Annotated in this window: 18 protein-coding genes; 13 read left to right on the top strand and 5 right to left on the bottom strand. The window is 71.2% G+C overall.

Features of this window, described 5'->3' with window-relative positions:
- Nucleotides 1-59: 59 nt before the first annotated feature.
- Both OG389_RS25980 and OG389_RS25975 read right to left on the bottom strand, forming a co-directional pair.
- Nucleotides 60-356, bottom strand: coding sequence for an MTH1187 family thiamine-binding protein (locus tag OG389_RS25980; protein ID WP_328300852.1), 297 nt, complete (start codon nucleotides 354-356; stop codon nucleotides 60-62).
- Entirely contained in the window at nucleotides 353-697 is a 345-nt protein-coding gene (locus OG389_RS25975) for a DUF3817 domain-containing protein (RefSeq protein WP_328300851.1), read from the bottom strand. Before OG389_RS25975 ends, OG389_RS25980 begins: the two co-directional genes overlap by 4 nt.
- A 149-nt stretch (nucleotides 698-846) precedes the next feature.
- Between OG389_RS25975 and OG389_RS25970 the strand changes: the two genes are divergently transcribed.
- The 5 genes from OG389_RS25970 to OG389_RS25950 all read left to right on the top strand — a co-directional run bounded on the left by OG389_RS25970 (nucleotide 847) and on the right by OG389_RS25950 (nucleotide 4,218).
- Nucleotides 847-1,485 (top strand): AIM24 family protein, encoded by a 639-nt coding sequence (locus OG389_RS25970; RefSeq protein ID WP_328300850.1) that lies wholly within the window; start codon nucleotides 847-849, stop codon nucleotides 1,483-1,485.
- Nucleotides 1,485-2,135, top strand: a complete 651-nt coding sequence (locus OG389_RS25965) for an AIM24 family protein (RefSeq protein ID WP_328300849.1) — start codon at nucleotides 1,485-1,487, stop codon at nucleotides 2,133-2,135. Before OG389_RS25970 ends, OG389_RS25965 begins: the two co-directional genes overlap by 1 nt.
- Nucleotides 2,132-2,950 carry an AIM24 family protein gene (locus OG389_RS25960; RefSeq protein WP_328300848.1) on the top strand — a complete coding sequence of 273 codons (819 nt, stop codon included), beginning with the start codon at nucleotides 2,132-2,134 and terminating at the stop codon, nucleotides 2,948-2,950. Before OG389_RS25965 ends, OG389_RS25960 begins: the two co-directional genes overlap by 4 nt.
- Before the next feature lie 91 nt (nucleotides 2,951-3,041).
- Nucleotides 3,042-3,518 carry a MarR family winged helix-turn-helix transcriptional regulator gene (locus OG389_RS25955; RefSeq protein WP_328304099.1) on the top strand — a complete coding sequence of 159 codons (477 nt, stop codon included), beginning with the start codon at nucleotides 3,042-3,044 and terminating at the stop codon, nucleotides 3,516-3,518.
- Between the two features lie 124 nt (nucleotides 3,519-3,642).
- Nucleotides 3,643-4,218 carry a PepSY domain-containing protein gene (locus tag OG389_RS25950; RefSeq protein WP_328300847.1) on the top strand — a complete coding sequence of 192 codons (576 nt, stop codon included), beginning with the start codon at nucleotides 3,643-3,645 and terminating at the stop codon, nucleotides 4,216-4,218.
- Between the two features lie 78 nt (nucleotides 4,219-4,296).
- Here the strand turns inward: OG389_RS25950 and OG389_RS36830 are convergent, their stop codons facing one another.
- The 3 genes from OG389_RS36830 to OG389_RS25940 all read right to left on the bottom strand — a co-directional run bounded on the left by OG389_RS36830 (nucleotide 4,297) and on the right by OG389_RS25940 (nucleotide 6,683).
- On the bottom strand, nucleotides 4,297-4,371 hold the full coding sequence (locus tag OG389_RS36830; RefSeq protein WP_383947182.1) for a 50S ribosomal protein bL37: 75 nt from the start codon (nucleotides 4,369-4,371) through the stop codon (nucleotides 4,297-4,299).
- 40 nt (nucleotides 4,372-4,411) lie between these two features.
- Nucleotides 4,412-5,398 carry a methylmalonyl Co-A mutase-associated GTPase MeaB gene (meaB, locus tag OG389_RS25945; protein ID WP_328300846.1) on the bottom strand — a complete coding sequence of 329 codons (987 nt, stop codon included), beginning with the start codon at nucleotides 5,396-5,398 and terminating at the stop codon, nucleotides 4,412-4,414.
- Between the two features lie 88 nt (nucleotides 5,399-5,486).
- Complete coding sequence (locus tag OG389_RS25940; RefSeq protein ID WP_328300845.1) at nucleotides 5,487-6,683, bottom strand: acetyl-CoA C-acetyltransferase; 1,197 nt, start codon at nucleotides 6,681-6,683, stop codon at nucleotides 5,487-5,489.
- Nucleotides 6,684-6,820: 137 nt separating this feature from the next.
- Between OG389_RS25940 and mce the strand changes: the two genes are divergently transcribed.
- The 8 genes from mce (at nucleotide 6,821) to OG389_RS25900 (ending at nucleotide 18,539) form a co-directional block, all read left to right on the top strand.
- A complete protein-coding gene (mce, locus tag OG389_RS25935) occupies nucleotides 6,821-7,249 on the top strand; it encodes a methylmalonyl-CoA epimerase (RefSeq protein WP_274549601.1) in 429 nt (142 codons plus the stop codon).
- 178 nt (nucleotides 7,250-7,427) lie between these two features.
- The gene (scy, locus tag OG389_RS25930) at nucleotides 7,428-12,017 is read left to right on the top strand and encodes a polarized growth protein Scy (RefSeq protein ID WP_328300843.1); all 4,590 of its coding nucleotides are present in this window, start codon (nucleotides 7,428-7,430) and stop codon (nucleotides 12,015-12,017) included.
- A gap of 202 nt (nucleotides 12,018-12,219) precedes the next feature.
- Nucleotides 12,220-13,158, top strand: a complete 939-nt coding sequence (locus tag OG389_RS25925) for a cellulose-binding protein (RefSeq protein ID WP_328300842.1) — start codon at nucleotides 12,220-12,222, stop codon at nucleotides 13,156-13,158.
- Between the two features lie 103 nt (nucleotides 13,159-13,261).
- Nucleotides 13,262-14,284, top strand: a complete 1,023-nt coding sequence (locus OG389_RS25920; RefSeq protein ID WP_328300841.1) for an ATP-binding cassette domain-containing protein — start codon at nucleotides 13,262-13,264, stop codon at nucleotides 14,282-14,284.
- Between the two features lie 2 nt (nucleotides 14,285-14,286).
- Nucleotides 14,287-15,063 carry an ABC transporter permease subunit gene (locus OG389_RS25915; protein WP_328304097.1) on the top strand — a complete coding sequence of 259 codons (777 nt, stop codon included), beginning with the start codon at nucleotides 14,287-14,289 and terminating at the stop codon, nucleotides 15,061-15,063.
- 145 nt (nucleotides 15,064-15,208) lie between these two features.
- A complete protein-coding gene (locus tag OG389_RS25910) occupies nucleotides 15,209-16,381 on the top strand; it encodes an ABC transporter ATP-binding protein (protein WP_328300840.1) in 1,173 nt (390 codons plus the stop codon).
- Complete coding sequence (locus OG389_RS25905) at nucleotides 16,378-17,247, top strand: ABC transporter permease (RefSeq protein WP_328300839.1); 870 nt, start codon at nucleotides 16,378-16,380, stop codon at nucleotides 17,245-17,247. The genes OG389_RS25910 and OG389_RS25905 overlap by 4 nt, the downstream gene beginning before the upstream one ends.
- A gap of 107 nt (nucleotides 17,248-17,354) precedes the next feature.
- Nucleotides 17,355-18,539: an IS701 family transposase gene (locus OG389_RS25900; RefSeq protein WP_328296399.1), complete on the top strand. Its 1,185-nt coding sequence runs from the start codon at nucleotides 17,355-17,357 to the stop codon at nucleotides 18,537-18,539.
- Nucleotides 18,540-18,630 lie beyond the last annotated feature (91 nt).

Genomic DNA, 18,630 nt, shown 5'->3' with positions numbered 1-18,630 from the left:
GGAACGCGAACGCCCCCGGCCGCGACGGCCGGGGGCGTTCGAAAGGGACCAACGGGGGATCAGCCCCCGGCGAGGTGGCGTTCCACCGTCTCCACCTTGGAGGTGATGCCGTCCGTGACGCCGGGACGGATGTCGGCCTTGAGGACGAAGGAGACCCGGGGCGCACGCGCCTCCACGGCCTGCACCGCGCGCTTCACCACGTCCATCACCTCGTCCCACTCCCCCTCGACGGTGGTGAACATGGCGTCCGTACGGTTCGGCAGTCCGGACTCCCGCACGACGCGGACGGCGTCGGCGACGTACTCGCCGACCTCCTCGCCCACGCCCAGCGGGGTCACCGAGAACGCGATCATCATGCGCGGGCCGCCTCACGGGCACGGGCCGCGAGCACGCCGGCCGACTCCTCGCGCTTGAGCACCCGGTCGCCGTAGAGCCCGCCGAAGGGCACCAGGGCCAGCAGGAAGAACAGCGCGACCTTCTTCAGGGGCCACTTGGCCTTGTTCCAGACATCCAGCAGGAACACCGCGTAGATGACGAAGAGGATCCCGTGGAGGATGCCGAGCGGCATCATCAGGTAGTCGATGTCCGAGATCCGGCTCAGCACCGAGCCGAAGATCAGCAGCGCCGGGAACGACAGTGCCTCCGGTACGGAGATGAGGCGCAGCCGGTGCAGGGCGGAAGCGGTCTTGATGTCCACGTGGAACCTTCGGGGTGGGTGCCGGGGGTCCGTCCCAGTGTCTCAGCCGGCCCGGAAGATCTTGGCGCGGGGCCCGGTCGCGGCCGATCGGAGCCGATATCGGCCAACGGGCCCTGTTCGGTCCCGCCCTCTGCCGATAACGTCTTCCCGTGGCTCAGTTCCGACTCCAAGGCAGCAAGGTGCTCGCCGTCGACCTGACCGGTGACGCCGTGAAAGCGAAGAACGGCGCCATGGTCGCGTACGACGGCCAGATGGCCTTCAAGAAGATGACAGGCGGTGGCGAAGGCCTCCGCGGGATGGTGACCCGGCGGCTCACCGGCGAGCAGATGACCGTGATGGAGGTGCAGGGGCACGGCACCTGCTTCTTCGCCGACCGGGCGAGCGAGATCAATCTGGTCAATCTGCGCGGCGAGAAGCTGTACGTCGAGTCCAGCAACCTGCTGTGCACCGACGCCGGCCTGCGCACCGGCACCACCTTCACCGGCCTGCGCGGCGGGGTGACGGGCAACGGCCTGTTCACCACGACCGTCGAGGGCAACGGGCAGGCGGCGATCGTGTCCGACGGTCCGGCGGTGGTGCTGCGCGTGAGCGCCCAGTACCCGCTCTCCGTCGACCCCGGGGCGTACATCGCGCACACCGGCAACCTCCAGCAGTCCTTCCAGTCCGGTGTGACCTTCCGCACGCTGATCGGCGAGGGCTCCGGCGAGGCGTTCCAGATCCGCTTCGAGGGCGAGGGCCTGGTGTACGTACAGCCCAGCGAGCGCAACACCATCGGGGGCGACATCTGATGCCGTTCCGTGAGATCAACTCGAAGATGGTCGAGGCCCAGGTCGTACCCGGGCAGAAGATGTACAGCCAGCGCGGCGCGATGCTCGCCTACCGCGGCGAGGTCTCCTTCACCCCGAGCCTGACCGGCGGCCAGGGCGGGGTCATGGGCATGATCGGCCGCCGCGTGGCCAACGAGCAGACCCCGCTGATGGAGGTCGAGGGCAACGGCACCGTGATGTTCGGCCACGGCGGCCACCACATCCAGGTGATCAGCCTGACCGGCGAGACCCTGTACGTGGAGGCGGACCGGCTGCTCGCCTTCGACGGCACCCTGCAGCAGGGCACGATGTTCATGGGCTCGCAGGGCGGGGTCATGGGCATGGTGCGCGGCCAGGTCAGCGGCCAGGGCCTGTTCACCACCACCCTCAAGGGCCACGGCTCGGTGGCCGTGATGGCCCACGGCGGGGTCATCGAACTGCCGATCACCCCGCAGCGGCCCGTCCACGTGGACCCGCAGGCCTACGTCGCCCACCACGGCGAGGTCCGCAACAAGCTGTCCACGGCGCTGGGCTGGCGCGACATGGTCGGGCGCGGCTCGGGCGAGGCCTTCCAGCTGGAGCTGTCCGGACAGGGCGCGGTGTACGTACAGGCCTCGGAGGAGAAGCTGTGAACTTTGGTCCTGCAACCGGTGGACCGGGCGGCCCGACGGTCCTCGACCCGTACACCCTGCCGTCCGACGACAACGTCAATGCCTACACCTTCTGCGTGGAGCTCAAGGGGAGCCAGTGGTTCCTGCAGAAGGGCAAGATGATCGCCTACTACGGGCGCATCGAGTTCAACGGCATCGGCCACGGCCGCTTCGACCGGCTGCTGCGCACCAGCTTCCACTCGCCGCTGCACGCGAGCGACTGGGTGGTGGCCGAGGGCCAGGGCAAGATGCTCCTCGCCGACCGGGCCTTCGACGTGAACTCGTACGACCTGGACAACGGCAACCTGACGATCAGGTCGGGCAATCTGCTGGCCTACCAGCCCTCGCTCGCGCTGAAGCAGTCGATCGTCCCCGGTTTCCTCACCCTGATCGGAACCGGGAAGTTCGTGGCGGCGTCCAACGGACCGGTGGTGTTCATGGAGCCGCCGCTGCGCGTGGACCCGCAGGCGCTGGTGGGGTGGGCGGACTGCCCCTCCCCCTGCCACCACTACGACCACGGGTACATGTCGGGCGTGATCGGCGGCCTGCGCTCACTGACGGGAATCGGGGGCTCCTCGGGCGAGGAGCACCAGTTCGAGTTCGTGGGCGCCGGGACGGTGCTGCTCCAGTCGTCGGAGATGCTGATGGCGGAGCAGGCGATCGGGGCCGTGGGCGCCGGTGCGGCCACGGGCAACGCGCAGGGCGTCCCCGGGGCGGCGCAGGGGCCGCTCGGGCAGCTGGGCGTGCCGCGGATGCCGGGGCAGCTGGGTGATCTCCAGCGCCGCTTCGGGCTGTAGCCCCACCCCTCCCACCCGGGCCCACCCGGGCCCACCCGGGCATTTTTTGTACGCAATTCAACTTCTTAGGTAGAGTTCTTTCATGGAGACCATCGAGACCGAGACGGCCACCCCCTGGCTGAACGACGCCGAGCAGTGTGCCTGGCGCACTCATCTGGACGTCAGCAGACTGCTGATGCACCAGCTGGAAAAGGATCTCCAGCCCTTCGGGCTCACGAACAACGACTACGAGATCCTCGTGAACCTCTCCGAGTCCGACGAGCACCGGATGCGGATGAGCGATCTCGCGACGTCGACCCTCCAGTCCAAGAGCCGGCTCTCGCACCAGATCACCCGCATGGAATCGGCAGGCCTGGTCCGCCGCATGAACTGCGAGTCCGACCGCCGCGGGCTCTATGCCGTACTCACTCCCGAGGGCATGGAGACGATGCGCAAGGTCGCCCCGCACCACGTGGCGTCCGTCCGCCGGCACTTCATCGACCTGCTCCCGCCGGATGCGCTCGCGGCTCTACGCGCGTCCCTCGGCCCCGTTGCCGAGCACCTGCGCGCGGGGCGCGGCAAGGGCTGAGCCCCGGGCCGGGGAGCTCCGGGCGGCGCTCCCCGGCCGCAGGTCGGAGAATGGGCGGTAACGCTCGCTCGCCGGCCGCCGCCGAGCAACCGTAAGCGCATGGCCGGCCTGAGGAGGTCAAGCCATGAAGCGCACCCTGTACGTCTCGTCGGCCGCGGCCGCCGCAGTCCTGCTGGTCACGGGACCGGTGGCGGCCGCCGCCGCGTCCACCGCCGAAGCGGCTGCCGGGTCCACGCCCGTCTCCGCGCCCCTGCGCGCGGCGGTCGACGCCGACGGGGCCGCCACCGCGGCCCTCAAGAGCCATCCCGGAGTCATCGAGTCCCTCGACAAGGACGGCCCGGTCTGGCACGTGAACGTGATCGCCAAGGACGGCAGCCACACGGAACTGCTCGTCGCCGCGGCCGGCGGCGCGGTCACCGTCGAGAACACCGACCAGGACGACGACGGCGACGAGGACGCCGCGCTGATCGCCGCGAAATTCACCGCCCAGGAGGCCATGAAGGCCGCCCTCGCGGCCCACGCGGGCACGGTCTCGTCGGTGAGCTGGGACGACGACGACAGCACCCGCTACTGGGACGTCGAGGTCAAGACCGCCTCCGGCACCCAGAACGTGCACGTGGACCCCACCTCGGGCAAGGTCACCGCGTCCCACTCCGACTCGAACGACAACGACAACGACAACAACGACAACAACGGCTGAGCCGTGAGCCGCTCCGCACATACGGAAGCCGCACCCCGTGGACGAGGTGCGGCTTCCGTATGTGGTCGGTCCCCACGGTCAGGAGTTGGGACGCTTCCCGTGGTTGGCCTTCTTCTTCTTGCGGGCTCGCTTCTTGTTGCCGCGCTTCGCCATGAAACCTCCCTGCGTTGGGGCATTCCGGGCGTTCGCCAGTCTATGACCGGCCCGCGGGCTCCGCATCCGGTTCCGTCAGAGTCGCCAGCAGCGCGTCCGAGGCCGCGTACGGGTCCAGCTCGCCCGCGGCCACCCGCGCCGCCAGGGCCTCCAGACGGGTGTCGCCGTGCACGTCGGCCAGCCGGGCCCGCAGCGCGGTGATCGCGATCGTCTCGACCTCGCGCGCGGCCCGGGCCGTACGGCGCTCGGCCAGCACCCCGCGCTCGTCCATCCACGCCCGGTGCTTCTCCAGTGCCTCGACCAGCTCGTCGATGCCCGTGCCCCGGGCCGCGACCGTCTTCACGATCGGCGGCCGCCAGTCGCCCTTGCCGCGGGACTCCCCGAGGCTCAGCATGTGGTTCAGCTCCCGGGCGGTGGCGTCCGCGCCGTCCCGGTCGGCCTTGTTCACCACGTAGACGTCGCCGATCTCCAGGATGCCCGCCTTGGCGGCCTGGATCCCGTCGCCCATCCCGGGCGCCAGCAGCACCACCGAGGTGTCCGCCTGCGCGGCGATCTCCACCTCCGACTGCCCGACCCCTACCGTCTCGACCAGGATCACCTCGCAGCCGGCCGCGTCCAGCACCCGGATCGCCTGCGGTGCGGCCCAGGCGAGGCCGCCCAGGTGGCCGCGGGTGGCCATGGAGCGGATGTAGACCCCCGGGTCGGAGGCGTGGTCCGACATCCGCACCCGGTCGCCGAGCAGCGCGCCCCCGCTGAACGGCGAGGACGGGTCGACGGCCAGTACGCCGACCCGCTTGCCGGCCTGCCGGTACGCGGAGACCAGCGCCGAGGTGGTCGTGGACTTGCCGACCCCCGGGGAGCCCGTGAGGCCCACCACGTACGCGTTGCCCGTGAGCGGCGCCAGCGCCGCCATCACCTCGCGCAGTTGCGCGGACGCCCCCTCGACCAGCGAGATCAGCCGGGCGACCGCTCGTGGCCTGCCCTCACGGGCCTGTGCCACCAGCTGGGGGACGTCCACCGCCGTCATACGTGTGCGCTCCTCGGTTCTCGTACGGGTTCGGCTCTGAGCGGCCGGCCACGGGCGGCCGGCTGGCGGCCCGGTGCGGGGCGGCCCGCTACGGGACGCGGACGATCAGGGCGTCGCCCTGCCCGCCGCCGCCGCACAGGGCGGCCGCGCCGACGCCGCCGCCGCGGCGCTTGAGCTCGAGCGCCAGGTGCAGCACCACACGGGCACCGGACATGCCGATCGGGTGACCCAGGGCGATGGCGCCGCCGTTGACGTTCACCTTTTCCGGGGTCACTCCGAGGTCCTTCATCGACTGCACGGCGACCGCCGCGAAGGCCTCGTTGATCTCGATCAGGTCCAGGTCGGCGACCTCCAGACCGTCCTTCTTCAGCGCGTGCAGGATCGCGTTGGAGGGCTGCGACTGGAGCGAGTTGTCCGGGCCGGCCACATTGCCGTGGGCGCCGATCTCGGCGAGCCACTCCAGACCCAGCTCCTCGGCCTTGGCCCTGCTCATCACGACCACGGCGGCCGCGCCGTCGCTGATCTGCGAGGAAGTGCCGGCGGTGATGGTGCCGTCCCTGGTGAAGGCCGGGCGCAGCTTGCCGAGGGACTCGGCGGTGGTCTCGGGACGGATGCCCTCGTCCTGCGAGAAGATCACCGGGTCGCCCTTGCGCTGCGGGATCTCGACCGGGGTGATCTCGGCCTCGAAGACGCCGTTCTTCTGCGCGGCGGCGGCCCGCTGGTGGGAGGTGGCCGCGAAGGCGTCCTGCGGGGCGCGCTCGATGCCCAGGCGGGTGTTGTGCTTCTCGGTGGACTCGCCCATCGCGATGTTCTCGAAGGCGTCGGTGAGGCCGTCGTAGGCCATCGCGTCGAGCATCTCGATGGCGCCGTACTTGTAGCCCTCGCGGGACTTCGGCAGCAGGTGGGGGGCGTTGGTCATGGACTCCTGGCCGCCCGCGACCACGATGTCGAACTCGCCGGCACGGATGAGCTGGTCGGCCAGGGCGATGGCGTCGAGGCCCGACAGGCACACCTTGTTGATGGTGAGCGCGGGCACGTTCATCGGGATCCCGCCCTTGACGGCGGCCTGGCGGGCGGGAATCTGGCCCGCACCGGCCTGGAGCACCTGGCCCATGATCACGTACTGGACCTGGTCACCGGAGATCCCGGCCCGCTCCAGCGCGGACTTGATGGCGAAGCCGCCGAGGTCGGCACCCGAGAAGGACTTCAGCGAGCCCAGCAGCCGTCCCATGGGCGTGCGGGCCCCGGCGACGATCACTGACGTGGTGTTGTTCGTTCCGGACATGGAGCACAGCCCCTTGATGATGAGGAGTGAACGAGGGTTTACCCGAATGTACTGAGCGGTACCCGTGGCGTCACCGGCGCGCCAGTGTGATCGCGCGCACGTTGCGTAACCACCTCCCGGAGCGCTGCACTGTGTCCATGCTGACAAGAATCGACCACATCGGGATCGCCTGCTTCGACCTGGACAAGACGGTTGAGTTCTACCGTGCCACCTACGGCTTCGAGGTGTTCCACTCCGAGGTCAACGAGGAGCAGGGCGTCCGCGAGGCCATGCTCAAGATCAACGAGACCTCCGACGGCGGCGCCTCCTACCTCCAGCTCCTGGAGCCCACCCGCGAGGACTCCGCCGTCGGCAAGTGGCTGGCCAAGAACGGCGAGGGCGTCCACCACATCGCCTTCGGCACCGAGGACGTCCAGGGCGACTCGGAGGCCATCCGCGGCAAGGGCGTCCGCGTCCTCTACGACCAGCCCCGCACCGGCTCGATGGGGTCCTCGATCACCTTCCTGCACCCCAAGGACTGCCACGGCGTCCTGACCGAACTGGTCACGAGCAACCCCGACCACTGATGTCCCGTTTCCCCGGCCGGTAGAGTGGCTCTGGCTCGGCCGGGGTTCGGTGCGGACGGGGTCGGGGCCTGTGACCCTTCCCCGGTATCTGACACCATTCCCCGGGGGCGTCGTTCAGCGGGCGGACGGTGTTCATTTGGGAATGAGCTTGCGACCAGGGGACGGATGGGACCGCGCTGTGCGGGGCTACGAAAGCCAGGAGAGCCAACAGGCCGAGGCCGACCATCTCTCGCGCTTCGAAGCCGAGATGGAGCGGCTGAAGAAGGAGCGCGGGAAGGCCGTCCAGCATGCCGACGACCTGGGGTACCAGGTCGAGGTGCTGCGCGCCAAGCTCCATGAGGTACGCCGCAATCTGGCGTCCCGCCCCGCTTACGACGGCGCGGACATGGGCTACCAGGCGGAGCAGCTGCTCCGCAACGCCCAGATCCAGGCCGACCAGATGCGCTCCGACGCCGAGCGCGAGCTGCGCGACGTACGGGCGCAGACCCAGCGCATCCTTCAGGAGCACGCCGAGCACCAGGCGCGGCTCCAGGCCGAACTGCACGCCGAGGCGGTCAACCGCCGCCAGCGCCTGGACCAGGAGCTGGCCGAGCGCCGCCAGACGGTGGAAGCCCACGTCAACGAGAACGTGGCCTGGGCCGAGCAGCTGCGCGCCCGCACCGAGTCGCAGGCCCGCCGGCTCATGGACGAGTCACGCGCCGAGGCCGAGCAGACCCTGAACGCCGCGCGCGCCGAGGCCGCCCGGGTCGCCTCCGAGGCCACCCGCCGGCTCGCCTCCGAGAACGAATCCGCACGCGCCGAGGCGGAATCGACGCTGCTGCGCGCCCGCAAGGAGGCCGAGCGGCTGCTGACCGCCGCCTCCGCGCAGGCCCAGGAGGCCACCGAGCACGCGGAGCGGCTGCGCTCCAGCACCTCCGCCGAGGCCGAGCAGACCCGCCAGCAGACGATGGACCTCGGCCGGGTCGCCGAGCAGCGCGCCCAGGAGGCCGACGGGGCCCTGCGGGAGGCGCGCGCGGCCGCGGAGAAGCTGCTGGCGGAGGCCAAGGAGAGCGCCGCACGGCAGCTCGCCTCGGCGGAATCCGTCAACGAGCAGCGCACCCGTACCGCCAAGGAGCAGGTGGCCCGCCTGGTCGGCGAGGCCACCAAGGAAGCCGAGATCCTCAAGGGCGAGGCAGAGCAGGCGCTGGCCGATGCCCGCGCGGACGCGGACCGGCTCCGCGGCGAGGCCGGCGACCAGGCCCGTACCGCGGCCGCCGAGGATGCCGCGGCCCAGCTGGCGAAGGCGGCCCGCACCGCCGAGGACGTCCTGGACAAGGCCTCGCAGGACGCCCGCGCCACCACCCGGGCGGCGTCCGAGGAGGCCGAGCGGATCCGCGGCGAGGCCGAGGCGGAGGCCTTGCGCCTGCAGGCCCAGGCCGCGGCCACGGCCGACGAGCTCAAGGGCGCCGCGAAGGACGACACCGAGGAATACCGGGCCCGTACGGTCGAGCTCCAGGAGGAGGCCCGCCGGCTGCGCGGCGAGGCCGAGCAGCTGCGCGCGGAGGCCGTCGCCGAGGGCGAGCGGATCCGCGGCGAGGCCCGCCGCGAGGCGGTCCAGCAGATCGAGGAGGCGGCCCGCACCGCCGAGGAGCTGCTGGGCAAGGCCCGCTCCGACGCCGACGAGGTGCGCACGGGCGCGAACACGGAGAGCGAGCGGGTCCGCGGCGAGGCCGTCGAGCGGGCCACCACCCTGCGCAGGCAGGCCGAGGAAACCCTGGAGCGGACCCGCGCCGAGGCCGAGCGACTGCGCGCGGAGGCCGAGGAGCGGGCGGAGTCCGTACGGGCCGAGGCGGACGCCGCGGCGGCCCTGCGGCGCGAGGAGACCGAGCAGGCCCTGTCCGCGAAGCGGGCGGAGGCCGACGAGGAGCTCGTCCGGCTGCACACCGACGCCGAGGGACGCCTGTCCACGGCCGAGCAGACCCTGCGCGACGCCCGGGCGGCCGCCGAGAACATCCGCAAGGAGACCACCGAGGAGAGCGACCGGCTGCGCGCCGAGTCGGCGGAGCGGATCCGCACGCTGCAGACGCAGTCGGAGGCCGAGGCCGACCAGCTGCGCACCGACGCCGCCGCGGACGCCGGCCGGGTCCGCGCCGAGGCCGAGCAGAACGCGGTACGGCTGACCGGCGAGGCCGAGGCCGAGGCGGAGCGGCTGCGCTCCGAGGCGCAGGAGACCGCCGACCGGCTGCGCGCGGAGGCCAAGGCCGCCGCCGAGCGGGTCGCGCAGGAGGCCGCCGAGGCGCTGGCCGCCGCCCAGGAGGAGGCCGCCCGGCGCCGCCGGGAGTCCGAGGAGACCCTCGCTTCGGCACGCACGGACGCGGAGAGCGAGCGGGCGCAGGCCCGGGAGGAGAGCGAGGAGCTCCTCGCCCAGGCCCGCAAGCGTTCCGAGGAGGCCCAGGCCGAGGCGGTCTGGCTCACCGAGGAGGCCGAGCGGCGCGCGTCCGAGGTGGTCGCGGCGGCCGAGGCCACCGCCCAGCAGGTGCGCGATTCCGTGGCCGGGCTGCACGAGCAGGCCGAGGAAGAGGTCGCGGGGCTGCGCAGCGCGGCCGAGCACTCCGCGGAGCGTACGAAGACGGAGGCCGAGGAAGAGGCCGGCCGGGTCCGCGCCGACGCGTACGCGGAGCGGGAGCGGGCCACCGAGGACGCCAACCGGATCCGCAGCGAGGCGCGCACCGAGACGGACGCGGCGAAGGCGCTGGCCGAGCGGACGGTCGGCGACGCGATCGCCGAGGCCGAGCAGCTGCGCAGCGACACCGCGGAGTACGCGCAGCGGGTGCGTACCGAGGCCACGGACGCGCTGGCCGCGTCCGAACGCGACGCGGCCCGTACGAAGGCCGACGCCCGGGACGACGCGAACCGGATCCGCGGCGAGGCCGCGGAGTCCCTGGAGTCCGCGCGCGCCGAGGGCGGCCGGATCGTCGCCGAGGCCCACGCCGAGGCCGAGCGGCTCACCGGGGAGACCCGCGCGGCCAACGAAGCCACCGTCGGCGAGGCCGCCGCGGAGGCGGAGCGCCTCACGACGGAGGCCCTGGCCGCCGCCGAGGCGACCCGCGCCGAGGCCGCGGGCACGCTGGACGAGGGCCGCGCCGAGGCGAACCGCCTGCGCACGGAGGCGGCGGAGCAGGCGGACCGCCTGATCTCCGAGGCCACCGCGGAGGCCGACCGGCACACCGAGGAGACCCGCGCGGCCAACGCGCTGACCGTCGGCGAGGCCGAGAAGGAGGCCGCACGGCTCACGGCCGAGGCCGAGTCCGCCCTGGAGGCGGCGCGTGCCAGGGCGGAGCGGCTCACGGCCCAGGCGGCTCAGACGCTGGCCGGCGCCGAGCGGGACGCGACGGGGATCCTCGTCGACGCGCGCACCGAGGGTGACCGGCTCGTCGAGGAGACGCGCGCGGCCAACGAGGCGACCGTCGGCGAGGCCGCGGCGGAGGCCGACCGGCTGCGGGCCGAGGCGGCGCGCACCCTGGACGACGCCCGCGCGGAGGGCGGCCGGATCATCGGCGAGGCCACCGCGGAGGCGGACCGCGTCACGGTCGCGGCGAACGAGACCCTCGCGAGCGCCGAGCGGGAGTCCGAGCAGACCCTGGACGAGGCGCGCACCGAGGCCGGACGGATCCGCGCCGAGGCCGCCGAGCGGGCCGACCACCTGATCGGCGAGGCGGTCGCGGAGGCGGACCGGCTCACCGAGCAGACCCGCAAGGACAACGAGCACACGGTCGGCGAGGCGGCGAAGGAGTCCGAGCGGCTGCGCGCGGAGGCGGCCGAGGCCCTGTCCTCGGCGCAGGAGCACGCGACCCGTACCCGGTCCGGGGCCGAGCGGGTCAAGGCGGAGGCGGCGACCGAAGCGGAGCGGATCCGCGGCGAGGCCCGCACCGAGTCGGAGCGGGTGCTGGACGAGGCCCGCGAGGAGGCCAACAAGCGCCGCAGCGAGGCCGCGACGCAGGTCGACCGGCTCATCACGGAGGCCTCGTCGGAGGCCGAGAAGCTCACCGGGGACGCGCAGAAGCAGGCCCTGGCCGCCACGACGGCGGCCGAGGAGCAGGCGGACGCGATGGTCGACGCGGCGCGCAAGGAAGCCGCGCGGATCACCTCCGAGGCGACCGTCGAGGGCAACTCCCTGGTGGAGAAGGCCCGTACCGACGCCGACGAACTGCTGGTGGGGGCGCGCAGCGACGCGTCGGCCATAAGGGATCGGGCGGAGGAGCTGCGCGGCCGCGTCGAGGCGGAGGTCGAGGAGCTGCACGAGCGGGCCCGCCGGGAGTCGGCCGAGCAGATGAAGTCGGCCGGCGAGCGCGTGGACAAGCTGGTGCGGGCGGCGACCGAGCAGAGCGTCGAGTCCGAGGCCAAGGCCAAGGAGCTGGTGTCGGACGCGAGCAGCGAGGCGAGCAAGGTCCGTATCGCCGCGGTCCGCAAGGCGGAGGCGCTGCTCAAGGAGGCCGAGCAGAAGAAGGCGGAGCTGGTGCGGCTGGCCGAGGGCCGCCTCGCGGAAGCCACCGCGGAGGCCGAGCGGCTCGTCGACGAGGGCCGGCGCGAGCTGGCGGTCCTGGTGCGCAGGCGCGAGGACATTCAGGCGGAGATCTCCCGTGTCCAGGACGTTCTTGAGGCGTTGGAATCATTCGAGGCGCCTTCGGGTGGCGGAAAGCCTGGGGTCGGCGGCCAGGGCGCGGGGGGCGTGAAGGCCGGTGCGACAGCGGGTTCCACTCGTTCGGGTGGGAAGACGTCGGAGGGCTAGCCAGTGCGCCGGACTGTGTGCTCCTGATGGAGGTTCAGGCGAACGGGTGACAAGCATTCTGTCGCCTTGCCACTCAAAAGGGGTGTCATTGTCCAGATCAAACGCGGATTGACTCGATGACACGCCGTCCTGGCGCCTAGGATTCCCCTTAACACCTAACACCTCGCGTAGTACCTCATCGGTCTCATTCGACAGGAACCCCATGAGCGACACTTCCTCCCCCTTCGGCTTCGAGCTCGTGCGGCGTGGTTACGACCGCGGTCAGGTGGACGACCGCATCACCAAGCTGGTCTCCGACCGCGACAGCGCCCTAGGACGTATCAACTCTCTGGAAAAGCGGATCGAGGAGTTGCACCTCGAGACGCAGAACGCCCAGGCCCAGGTGAACGACGCCGAGCCGTCGTACGCCGGCCTCGGCGCCCGGGTCGAGAAGATCCTGCGCCTGGCCGAGGAGGAGGCGAAGGACCTGCGCGAGGAGGCCCGTCGCGCGGCCGAGCAGCACCGTGAGCTCGCCGAGTCGGCTGCCCAGCAGGTGCGCAACGACGCCGAGTCGTTCGCCGCCGACCGGAAGTCGACCGCCGAGGACGAGGGTGTCCGGATCGTCGAGAAGGCCAAGGGCGACGCCGCCTCGCTGCGCACCGAGGCCCAGAAGGACGCGGCCTCCAAGCGCGAGGAGGCCGACGCGCTCTTCGAGGAGACCCGCGCGAAGGCCGCGCAGGCCGCCGCGGACTTCGAGACCAACCTCGCCAAGCGCCGCGAGCAGTCCGAGCGCGACCTGGCCGGCCGCCAGGCCAAGGCCGAGAAGCGCCTCGCGGAGATCGAGCACCGCGCGGAGCAGCTGCGCCTGGAGGCCGAGAAGCTCCGTACGGACGCCGAGCGCCGCGCCCGCCAGACCGTGGAGACCGCGCAGCGCCAGGCCGAGGACATCGTGGCCGACGCCAACGCCAAGGCCGACCGGATCCGCAGCGAGTCCGAGCGCGAGCTGGCGGCGCTCACCAACCGCCGCGACTCGATCAACGCGCAGCTCACCAACGTCCGCGAGATGCTGGCGACGCTGACGGGTGCCGCGGTCGCCGCCGCCGCCTCCCCGATCGACGACGAGCCGGTCACCCGCGGCGTTCCGGCGCAGCAGAGCCGCTAGTCGCGCTCCAGTCACCGGAAGCCGACGCTCCGCTTCAACACCGAGGGCCTTGTGTCACCTGTTAGAGGTGGCGTAGGGCCCTCAGGCGTTCTAGCGTGGCTGAATGATCGAGCTCGAGGGCCTCACGAAACGATTCGGCGCGAAGACCGCCGTGGACAACCTCAGCTTCCAGGTCAAACCGGGGGTGGTCACCGGCTTCCTCGGCCCCAACGGGGCCGGGAAGTCCACGACCATGCGCATGATGCTCGACCTCGACAATCCGACCAGCGGTACGGTCCGGATCGACGGGGCGCACTACCGGGACCTGCCGGAGCCACTGAAGTACATCGGGGCGCTGCTGGACGCGAAGGCGATGAACGGCGGGCGCAGCGCGTACAACAACCTTCTCTGCCTGGCCCAGTCGAACCGGATCCCGCGCAGCCGGGTCTCGGAAGTCCTGGACCTGGTCGGCCTGACCGCCGTGGCGAAGAAGAAGTCGAAAGGATTTTCGCTGGGCATGGGGCAGCGGCTCGGAATCGCCTCCGCGCTGCTCGGCGACCCGGAGATCCTGATGTTCGACGAGCCCGTCAATGGTCTGGACCCGGAGGGAATTCTCTGGATCCGCAATCTTATGAAGGGGCTCGCGGCAGAGGGAAGGACGATCTTCGTTTCCTCCCATCTGATGAGCGAAATGGCGCTGACCGCAGAGCATTTGATCGTCATCGGACAGGGAAAGCTGCTCGCCGACCTGTCCATGGCGGATTTCATCCAGCAGAACTCCCGCAGTTACGTCCGCGTGCGCTCCCCGCAGCAGGAACGGCTCAAGGACGTCCTGCACGGAGCCGGCATCGACGCGATCAGCGTCCCGGCGACCGGCACGCTGGAGATCGACGGCGTGGAGGCGGAGCGGCTCGGCGAGCTGGCCGCCCAGCACCAGATCGTGCTGCACGAACTCAGCCCGCAGCGGGCTTCACTGGAGGAAGCGTTCATGCGCATGACGGCGGACTCCGTCGAGTACCACGCCCACGCACCGGGGGCCCCGGGGCTCCCGGCAGGTCCCGGCGCGGCCACCGGCAACCCGGCCAGGCCGGCCGACGTCCCCGCGTGGGGCGCCGGCTTCGAGGCGACGCGCAAGGGTGGTGAGTGAGCATGGCGCTCCCCGCCGTCCTCCAGTCCGAGTGGACCAAGATCCGTACGGTCGCCTCCACGAGCTGGACCCTCGCCATCGCGCTCCTCGCCACCGTCGGGTTCAGCGCCGGCCTCTCCGCCCTGATCAACGCGAGCTTCGACACCATGAAGCCGGAGGAGAAGGCCACGTTCGACCCCACCCTGCTGAGCTTCACCGGGATGCAGTTCGGCCAGCTGGCGATGATCGTCTTCGGTGTGCTCGTCGTCAGCACCGAGTACAGCTCGGGGATGATCCGCACCTCGCTGGCCGCCGTCCCGCGGCGCGGGCACTTCCTGCTGGGCAAGTTCACCGTGGCCACGGCCCTGGCCCTGGTGGTCGGACTGCTGACCAGCTTCGTCTCGTTCTTCCTCGTCCAGGCGATCCTGGGTGACCGCGCCACCGGCATCGGCGAGGAGCACGTCCTGCGCGCGGTGGTCGGCGCCGGCCTGTACATGGCGCTCCTGGCCCTGTTCTCCATGGGCGTGGCGGCCATGCTGCGCAGCTCGGTCGCCTCGATCAGCGTGCTGATCCCGTTCTTCCTGATCGTCTCGAACCTCCTCAGCGGCTTCGAGACGACCCGCAAGTACGGCCAGTACCTGCCCGACAAGGCGGGATCCAGGATCATGCAGATCGTGCCGGAGTCCATGGGCAGTCCCGAGACGCCCTACGGTCCCTGGGGCGGTCTCGGGATCATGGTCCTGTGGGTGGCCGCCTCGGTCCTCGGCGGCTACCTCGTCCTCAGGAAGAGGGATGCCTGAGGTACTACCCGAGACCCCGAGGTCGGTCTCAGGGATGAGTCAGGGACGGGTCAGGGAAGTGGACGAGGTGGAACCGTAGGAGACTGGCTATCCTCTTAACCCTTACAGGGCGAACGTCGTCCCCGCCGGGCAAGGGGCAGAGCACATGATCGAGGCCGCCGGCCTGACCAAACGCTTCGGCGCGAAGACCGCCGTCGACGACCTTTCCTTCCAGGTCAGGCCGGGTCACGTGACGGGATTCCTGGGGCCCAACGGCTCCGGGAAGTCCACCACGATGCGCATGATCCTCGGCCTGGACCGCCCCACCTCCGGCCGCGTCACGATCAACGGCCACTCCTTCCGCGAGCTCCCGAACGCCCAGCGGCACGTCGGCGCCCTGCTCGACGCCAAGGCCGTGCACGGCGGCCGCCGGGCCCGCACCCACCTCCTGTCGATCGCCCAGCTCTCCGGGATCCCCGAGAAGCGGGTGGACGAGGTCCTGGGCGTCGTGGGCCTGCAGGACGTGGCCCGGCAGCGTACGAAGGGCTTCTCGCTCGGCATGGGCCAGCGGCTCGGCATCGCCACCGCCCTGCTCGGCGACCCCCAGGTGCTGCTCTTCGACGAGCCGGTCAACGGCCTCGACCCGGAGGGCATCCTCTGGGTCCGAAACCTGATGCGCCACCTCGCCGCCGAGGGCCGCACCGTCTTCGTCTCCTCCCACCTGATGAGCGAGATGGCGCTGACCGCCGACCACCTGATCGTGATCGGCCGGGGCCGGCTGCTCGCCGACATGAGCACCCAGGACTTCATCACCCACAACTCGGCCGGATTCGCCCGGGTCCGCACGGCCGACACCGACCCGGCTGGCTGGGACACGCTGGGTTCCGTCCTCACCAGGGCGGGCGCCCGGGTCCTCCGGGAGCCCGACGGGGCACTGCGCGTGACCGGGCTGGAGCTGCCGCGGATCTCCGACCTCGCGCATGCGGCCGGCGTACGGCTGTGGGAGCTCTCGCCGCACCGGGCCTCCCTGGAGGAGGCGTACATGCGGATGACCCAGTCCTCCGTCGAGTACACCTCTACCGAGGACCCGCGCGCCGAGCTGTGGGAGCCCGAACCGCTGAGCGTTCCGCAGTGGGAGGACGAGGTGCCCGCCGAGGCCCTGCCGGTCCCGCAGACGGGGTTCTTCGCTCCCCCGCCGCCCGGGGGCGACGGCCAGCCGTTCCTGATGCCCGCCACTGCGGGCGAGCTCGCCGGCCCCGGCGACGCGCACTCCTCCGGCCCGGACCGCTCCCCCGACCCCGTGCACACCCCCGCGCAGAAGCCCGAGGACATCCGATGAGCGCCCCGACGACCGCGACCGCCGGGGAGCAGGGCCCGAAGGACTACAGCTCGCCCCTGCCGACCCTCCGGCCGCACCTGGGGCACGCGCTGGCCTCGGAGTGGACCAAGCTGACCTCGGTGCGCTCCACGGTCTGGACGCTCGGTTCACTGGTGCTGCTCGTCGTCGGCATCGGCGCCGCGGTCATCCTGCAGACCCGGGCCATGGACTACGAGCAGATGCCGTTCATCGCCCCCGCCCTCTTCGGCCTGCTGGTCGGGCAGCTCGCGGTGATGGTGCTCGGGGTGCTGACGATCACCTCCGAGTACGGCACCGGCCTGGTCCGTACCACCTTCACCGCGGCACCCGACCGGTACCGGGTGCTCACCGCGAAGTACCTCGTCTTCGGCATCACCGCGTTCCTGGCGACGGCCGGGTCGGTCTGCCTCGTCGGGCTGACGGCGTCGATCCTGCACAACGGTCCGGGCTCCGGGGTGCACCCGGCCTCGGAGTGGGCCTCCGGGATCCTCGGCAGCTTCTACGTGACCCTGCTCGGCGTGCTGGCCCTGGCGGTCGGGGCGCTGGTGCGGCACTCCGCCGGCGCGATCGCCGTGATGCTCGGCCTCGTGACGCTGCCGCCGGTCATAGGGTCGGTGCTCATGATCTGGGAGGCCGTGGCCCCCCTCGGCCGGGCCCTGCTCCAGTACAACTCGCCGGTCGCCATGATGCAGCTGTTCGGCCTGCCCTCCGACCCGGGCGACCCCACGCAGGCCACGGGCGACTTCCTGACCGTCCCGACCAACCTGCACCACATGGCGCTGATCCTGCTGGTGACGGGCACGATGGTCGCCGCCTCGTACGTGGTGACCGGCCGACGGGACATCTAGGCCGGGTGCGGCCGTGCCGGGTGCGCCCGGCAAGATCCGAAAGGTACGGCCTAGTACTGCAACGGTGTTTGCTGTGACGGTTGGGCAGGTCGGTCGTTGGTCAGGTCATGGGTGGGGAACTTGGGGATGCCCGGTTGTGGGCTGGTGAACTGAAGGCTTTGCATGAGCGGTTCGTGCACCGTTTCTCGAGGTCGGAGCCGCGTGAGTCGGCTCTTGCCTATATGCGGGGGCTGATAGCTCCGCTGGAGCGGAAGAACGGGTGGACGCTTGCCGAGGAGGCCGGGCATGCCGGTCCGGACCGGATCCACCGGCTGCTGAACCGGATCGACTGGAACGCGGACGAGGTCCTGGACGACGTCCGTGACTACGTCGTCGAGCATCTCGGCGATCCGGATGCGGTGCTGATCGTCGACGACACCGGGTTCCTGAAGAAGGGCGTCCGCTCGGCCGGGGTCCAGCGCCAGTACTCCGGGACCGCCGGCCGGACGGAGAACTCCCAGATCGGGGTGTTCCTCGCCTATGCCGGCAGCCGTGGCCGCACCCTGATCGACCGCCGCCTGTATCTGCCCACGTCATGGACGGATGACCGCGACCGGTGCCGGGCCGCCGGCATCGATGACTCGGTCGGCTTCGAGACGAAGGTGGTGATGGCCAAGGCCATGGTCCGCCGGGCGATCGCCGAGAAGATTCCTTTCCGGTGGGTGACCGCGGACGCGGCCTACGGCTTCTCCAAAGGCTGGCGCACGGAGTTGGAGCGGGCGGATGTCTTCCACGTCATGGCCACCACCCGCCACGACACCGTCGTCTCCCGCTGGGCCATGGACCATCCTGTTCACGACCTGTTTCCCGGTCTGCCCCGTCAGAAGTGGAAGCGTCGTTCCTGCGGCAATGGGGCCCACGGCCCGAGGGTCTACGACTGGGCCAGGGTGGAGGTCCGGCCCTGGCACCGCGAGGACCGCCGGCACTGGGTGATCGCCCGCCGCAGCATTCGTCGGCCCGAGGAGATCTCCTATTACATCGCCTACTGCCCGGCCGAGACCACTCTGGACGAGCTGATCCGCGTCGCGGGAAGCCGGTGGGCGGTCGAGGAATGCTTCCAGACCGCGAAACAGGAGTGCGGCCTGGACGACTACCAGGTCCGCCGCTACGACGGCTGGCACCGCCACATGACCTTGGCCATGGCCGCCCACGTCTGCCTCACCGTCCTGCGCGGCCGAGCACTGGATACCGGGAAAGCAGAAACGGATCCTCCCAGCTCATACCCCTCACCCTGCCCGAACTCCGACGTCTGATCAGTCGGCTTACCCGGCCCCGCGCGAGCATCGACCACGTCCTGCACTGGTCACACTGGCGACGGCGACGGCAGTTCCAGGCACGTGTCAG

This window comes from Streptomyces sp. NBC_00435, from assembly GCF_036014235.1.
GTDB lineage: Bacteria > Actinomycetota > Actinomycetes > Streptomycetales > Streptomycetaceae > Streptomyces.
Note: the sequence above shows the minus strand (reverse complement) of the source record. Positions and strands in the feature narration are given on the sequence as shown.

Bases quoted from the DNA above. Each gene is read 5' to 3' on its own strand.
- OG389_RS25925 (WP_328300842.1), top strand. From the start codon at position 12,220: ATGAGCGACACTTCCTCCCCCTTCGGCTTCGAGCTCGTGCGGCGTGGT.
- OG389_RS25910 (WP_328300840.1), top strand. From the start codon at position 15,209: ATGATCGAGGCCGCCGGCCTGACCAAACGCTTCGGCGCGAAGACCGCC.
- mce (WP_274549601.1), top strand. From the start codon at position 6,821: ATGCTGACAAGAATCGACCACATCGGGATCGCCTGCTTCGACCTGGAC.
- OG389_RS25900 (WP_328296399.1), top strand. From the start codon at position 17,355: ATGGGTGGGGAACTTGGGGATGCCCGGTTGTGGGCTGGTGAACTGAAG.
- OG389_RS25980 (WP_328300852.1), bottom strand. From the start codon at position 356: ATGATGATCGCGTTCTCGGTGACCCCGCTGGGCGTGGGCGAGGAGGTC.
- OG389_RS25940 (WP_328300845.1), bottom strand. From the start codon at position 6,683: ATGTCCGGAACGAACAACACCACGTCAGTGATCGTCGCCGGGGCCCGC.
- OG389_RS25965 (WP_328300849.1), top strand. From the start codon at position 1,485: ATGCCGTTCCGTGAGATCAACTCGAAGATGGTCGAGGCCCAGGTCGTA.
- meaB (WP_328300846.1), bottom strand. From the start codon at position 5,398: ATGACGGCGGTGGACGTCCCCCAGCTGGTGGCACAGGCCCGTGAGGGC.
- OG389_RS25950 (WP_328300847.1), top strand. From the start codon at position 3,643: ATGAAGCGCACCCTGTACGTCTCGTCGGCCGCGGCCGCCGCAGTCCTG.
- OG389_RS25920 (WP_328300841.1), top strand. From the start codon at position 13,262: ATGATCGAGCTCGAGGGCCTCACGAAACGATTCGGCGCGAAGACCGCC.
- OG389_RS25915 (WP_328304097.1), top strand. From the start codon at position 14,287: ATGGCGCTCCCCGCCGTCCTCCAGTCCGAGTGGACCAAGATCCGTACG.
- OG389_RS25905 (WP_328300839.1), top strand. From the start codon at position 16,378: ATGAGCGCCCCGACGACCGCGACCGCCGGGGAGCAGGGCCCGAAGGAC.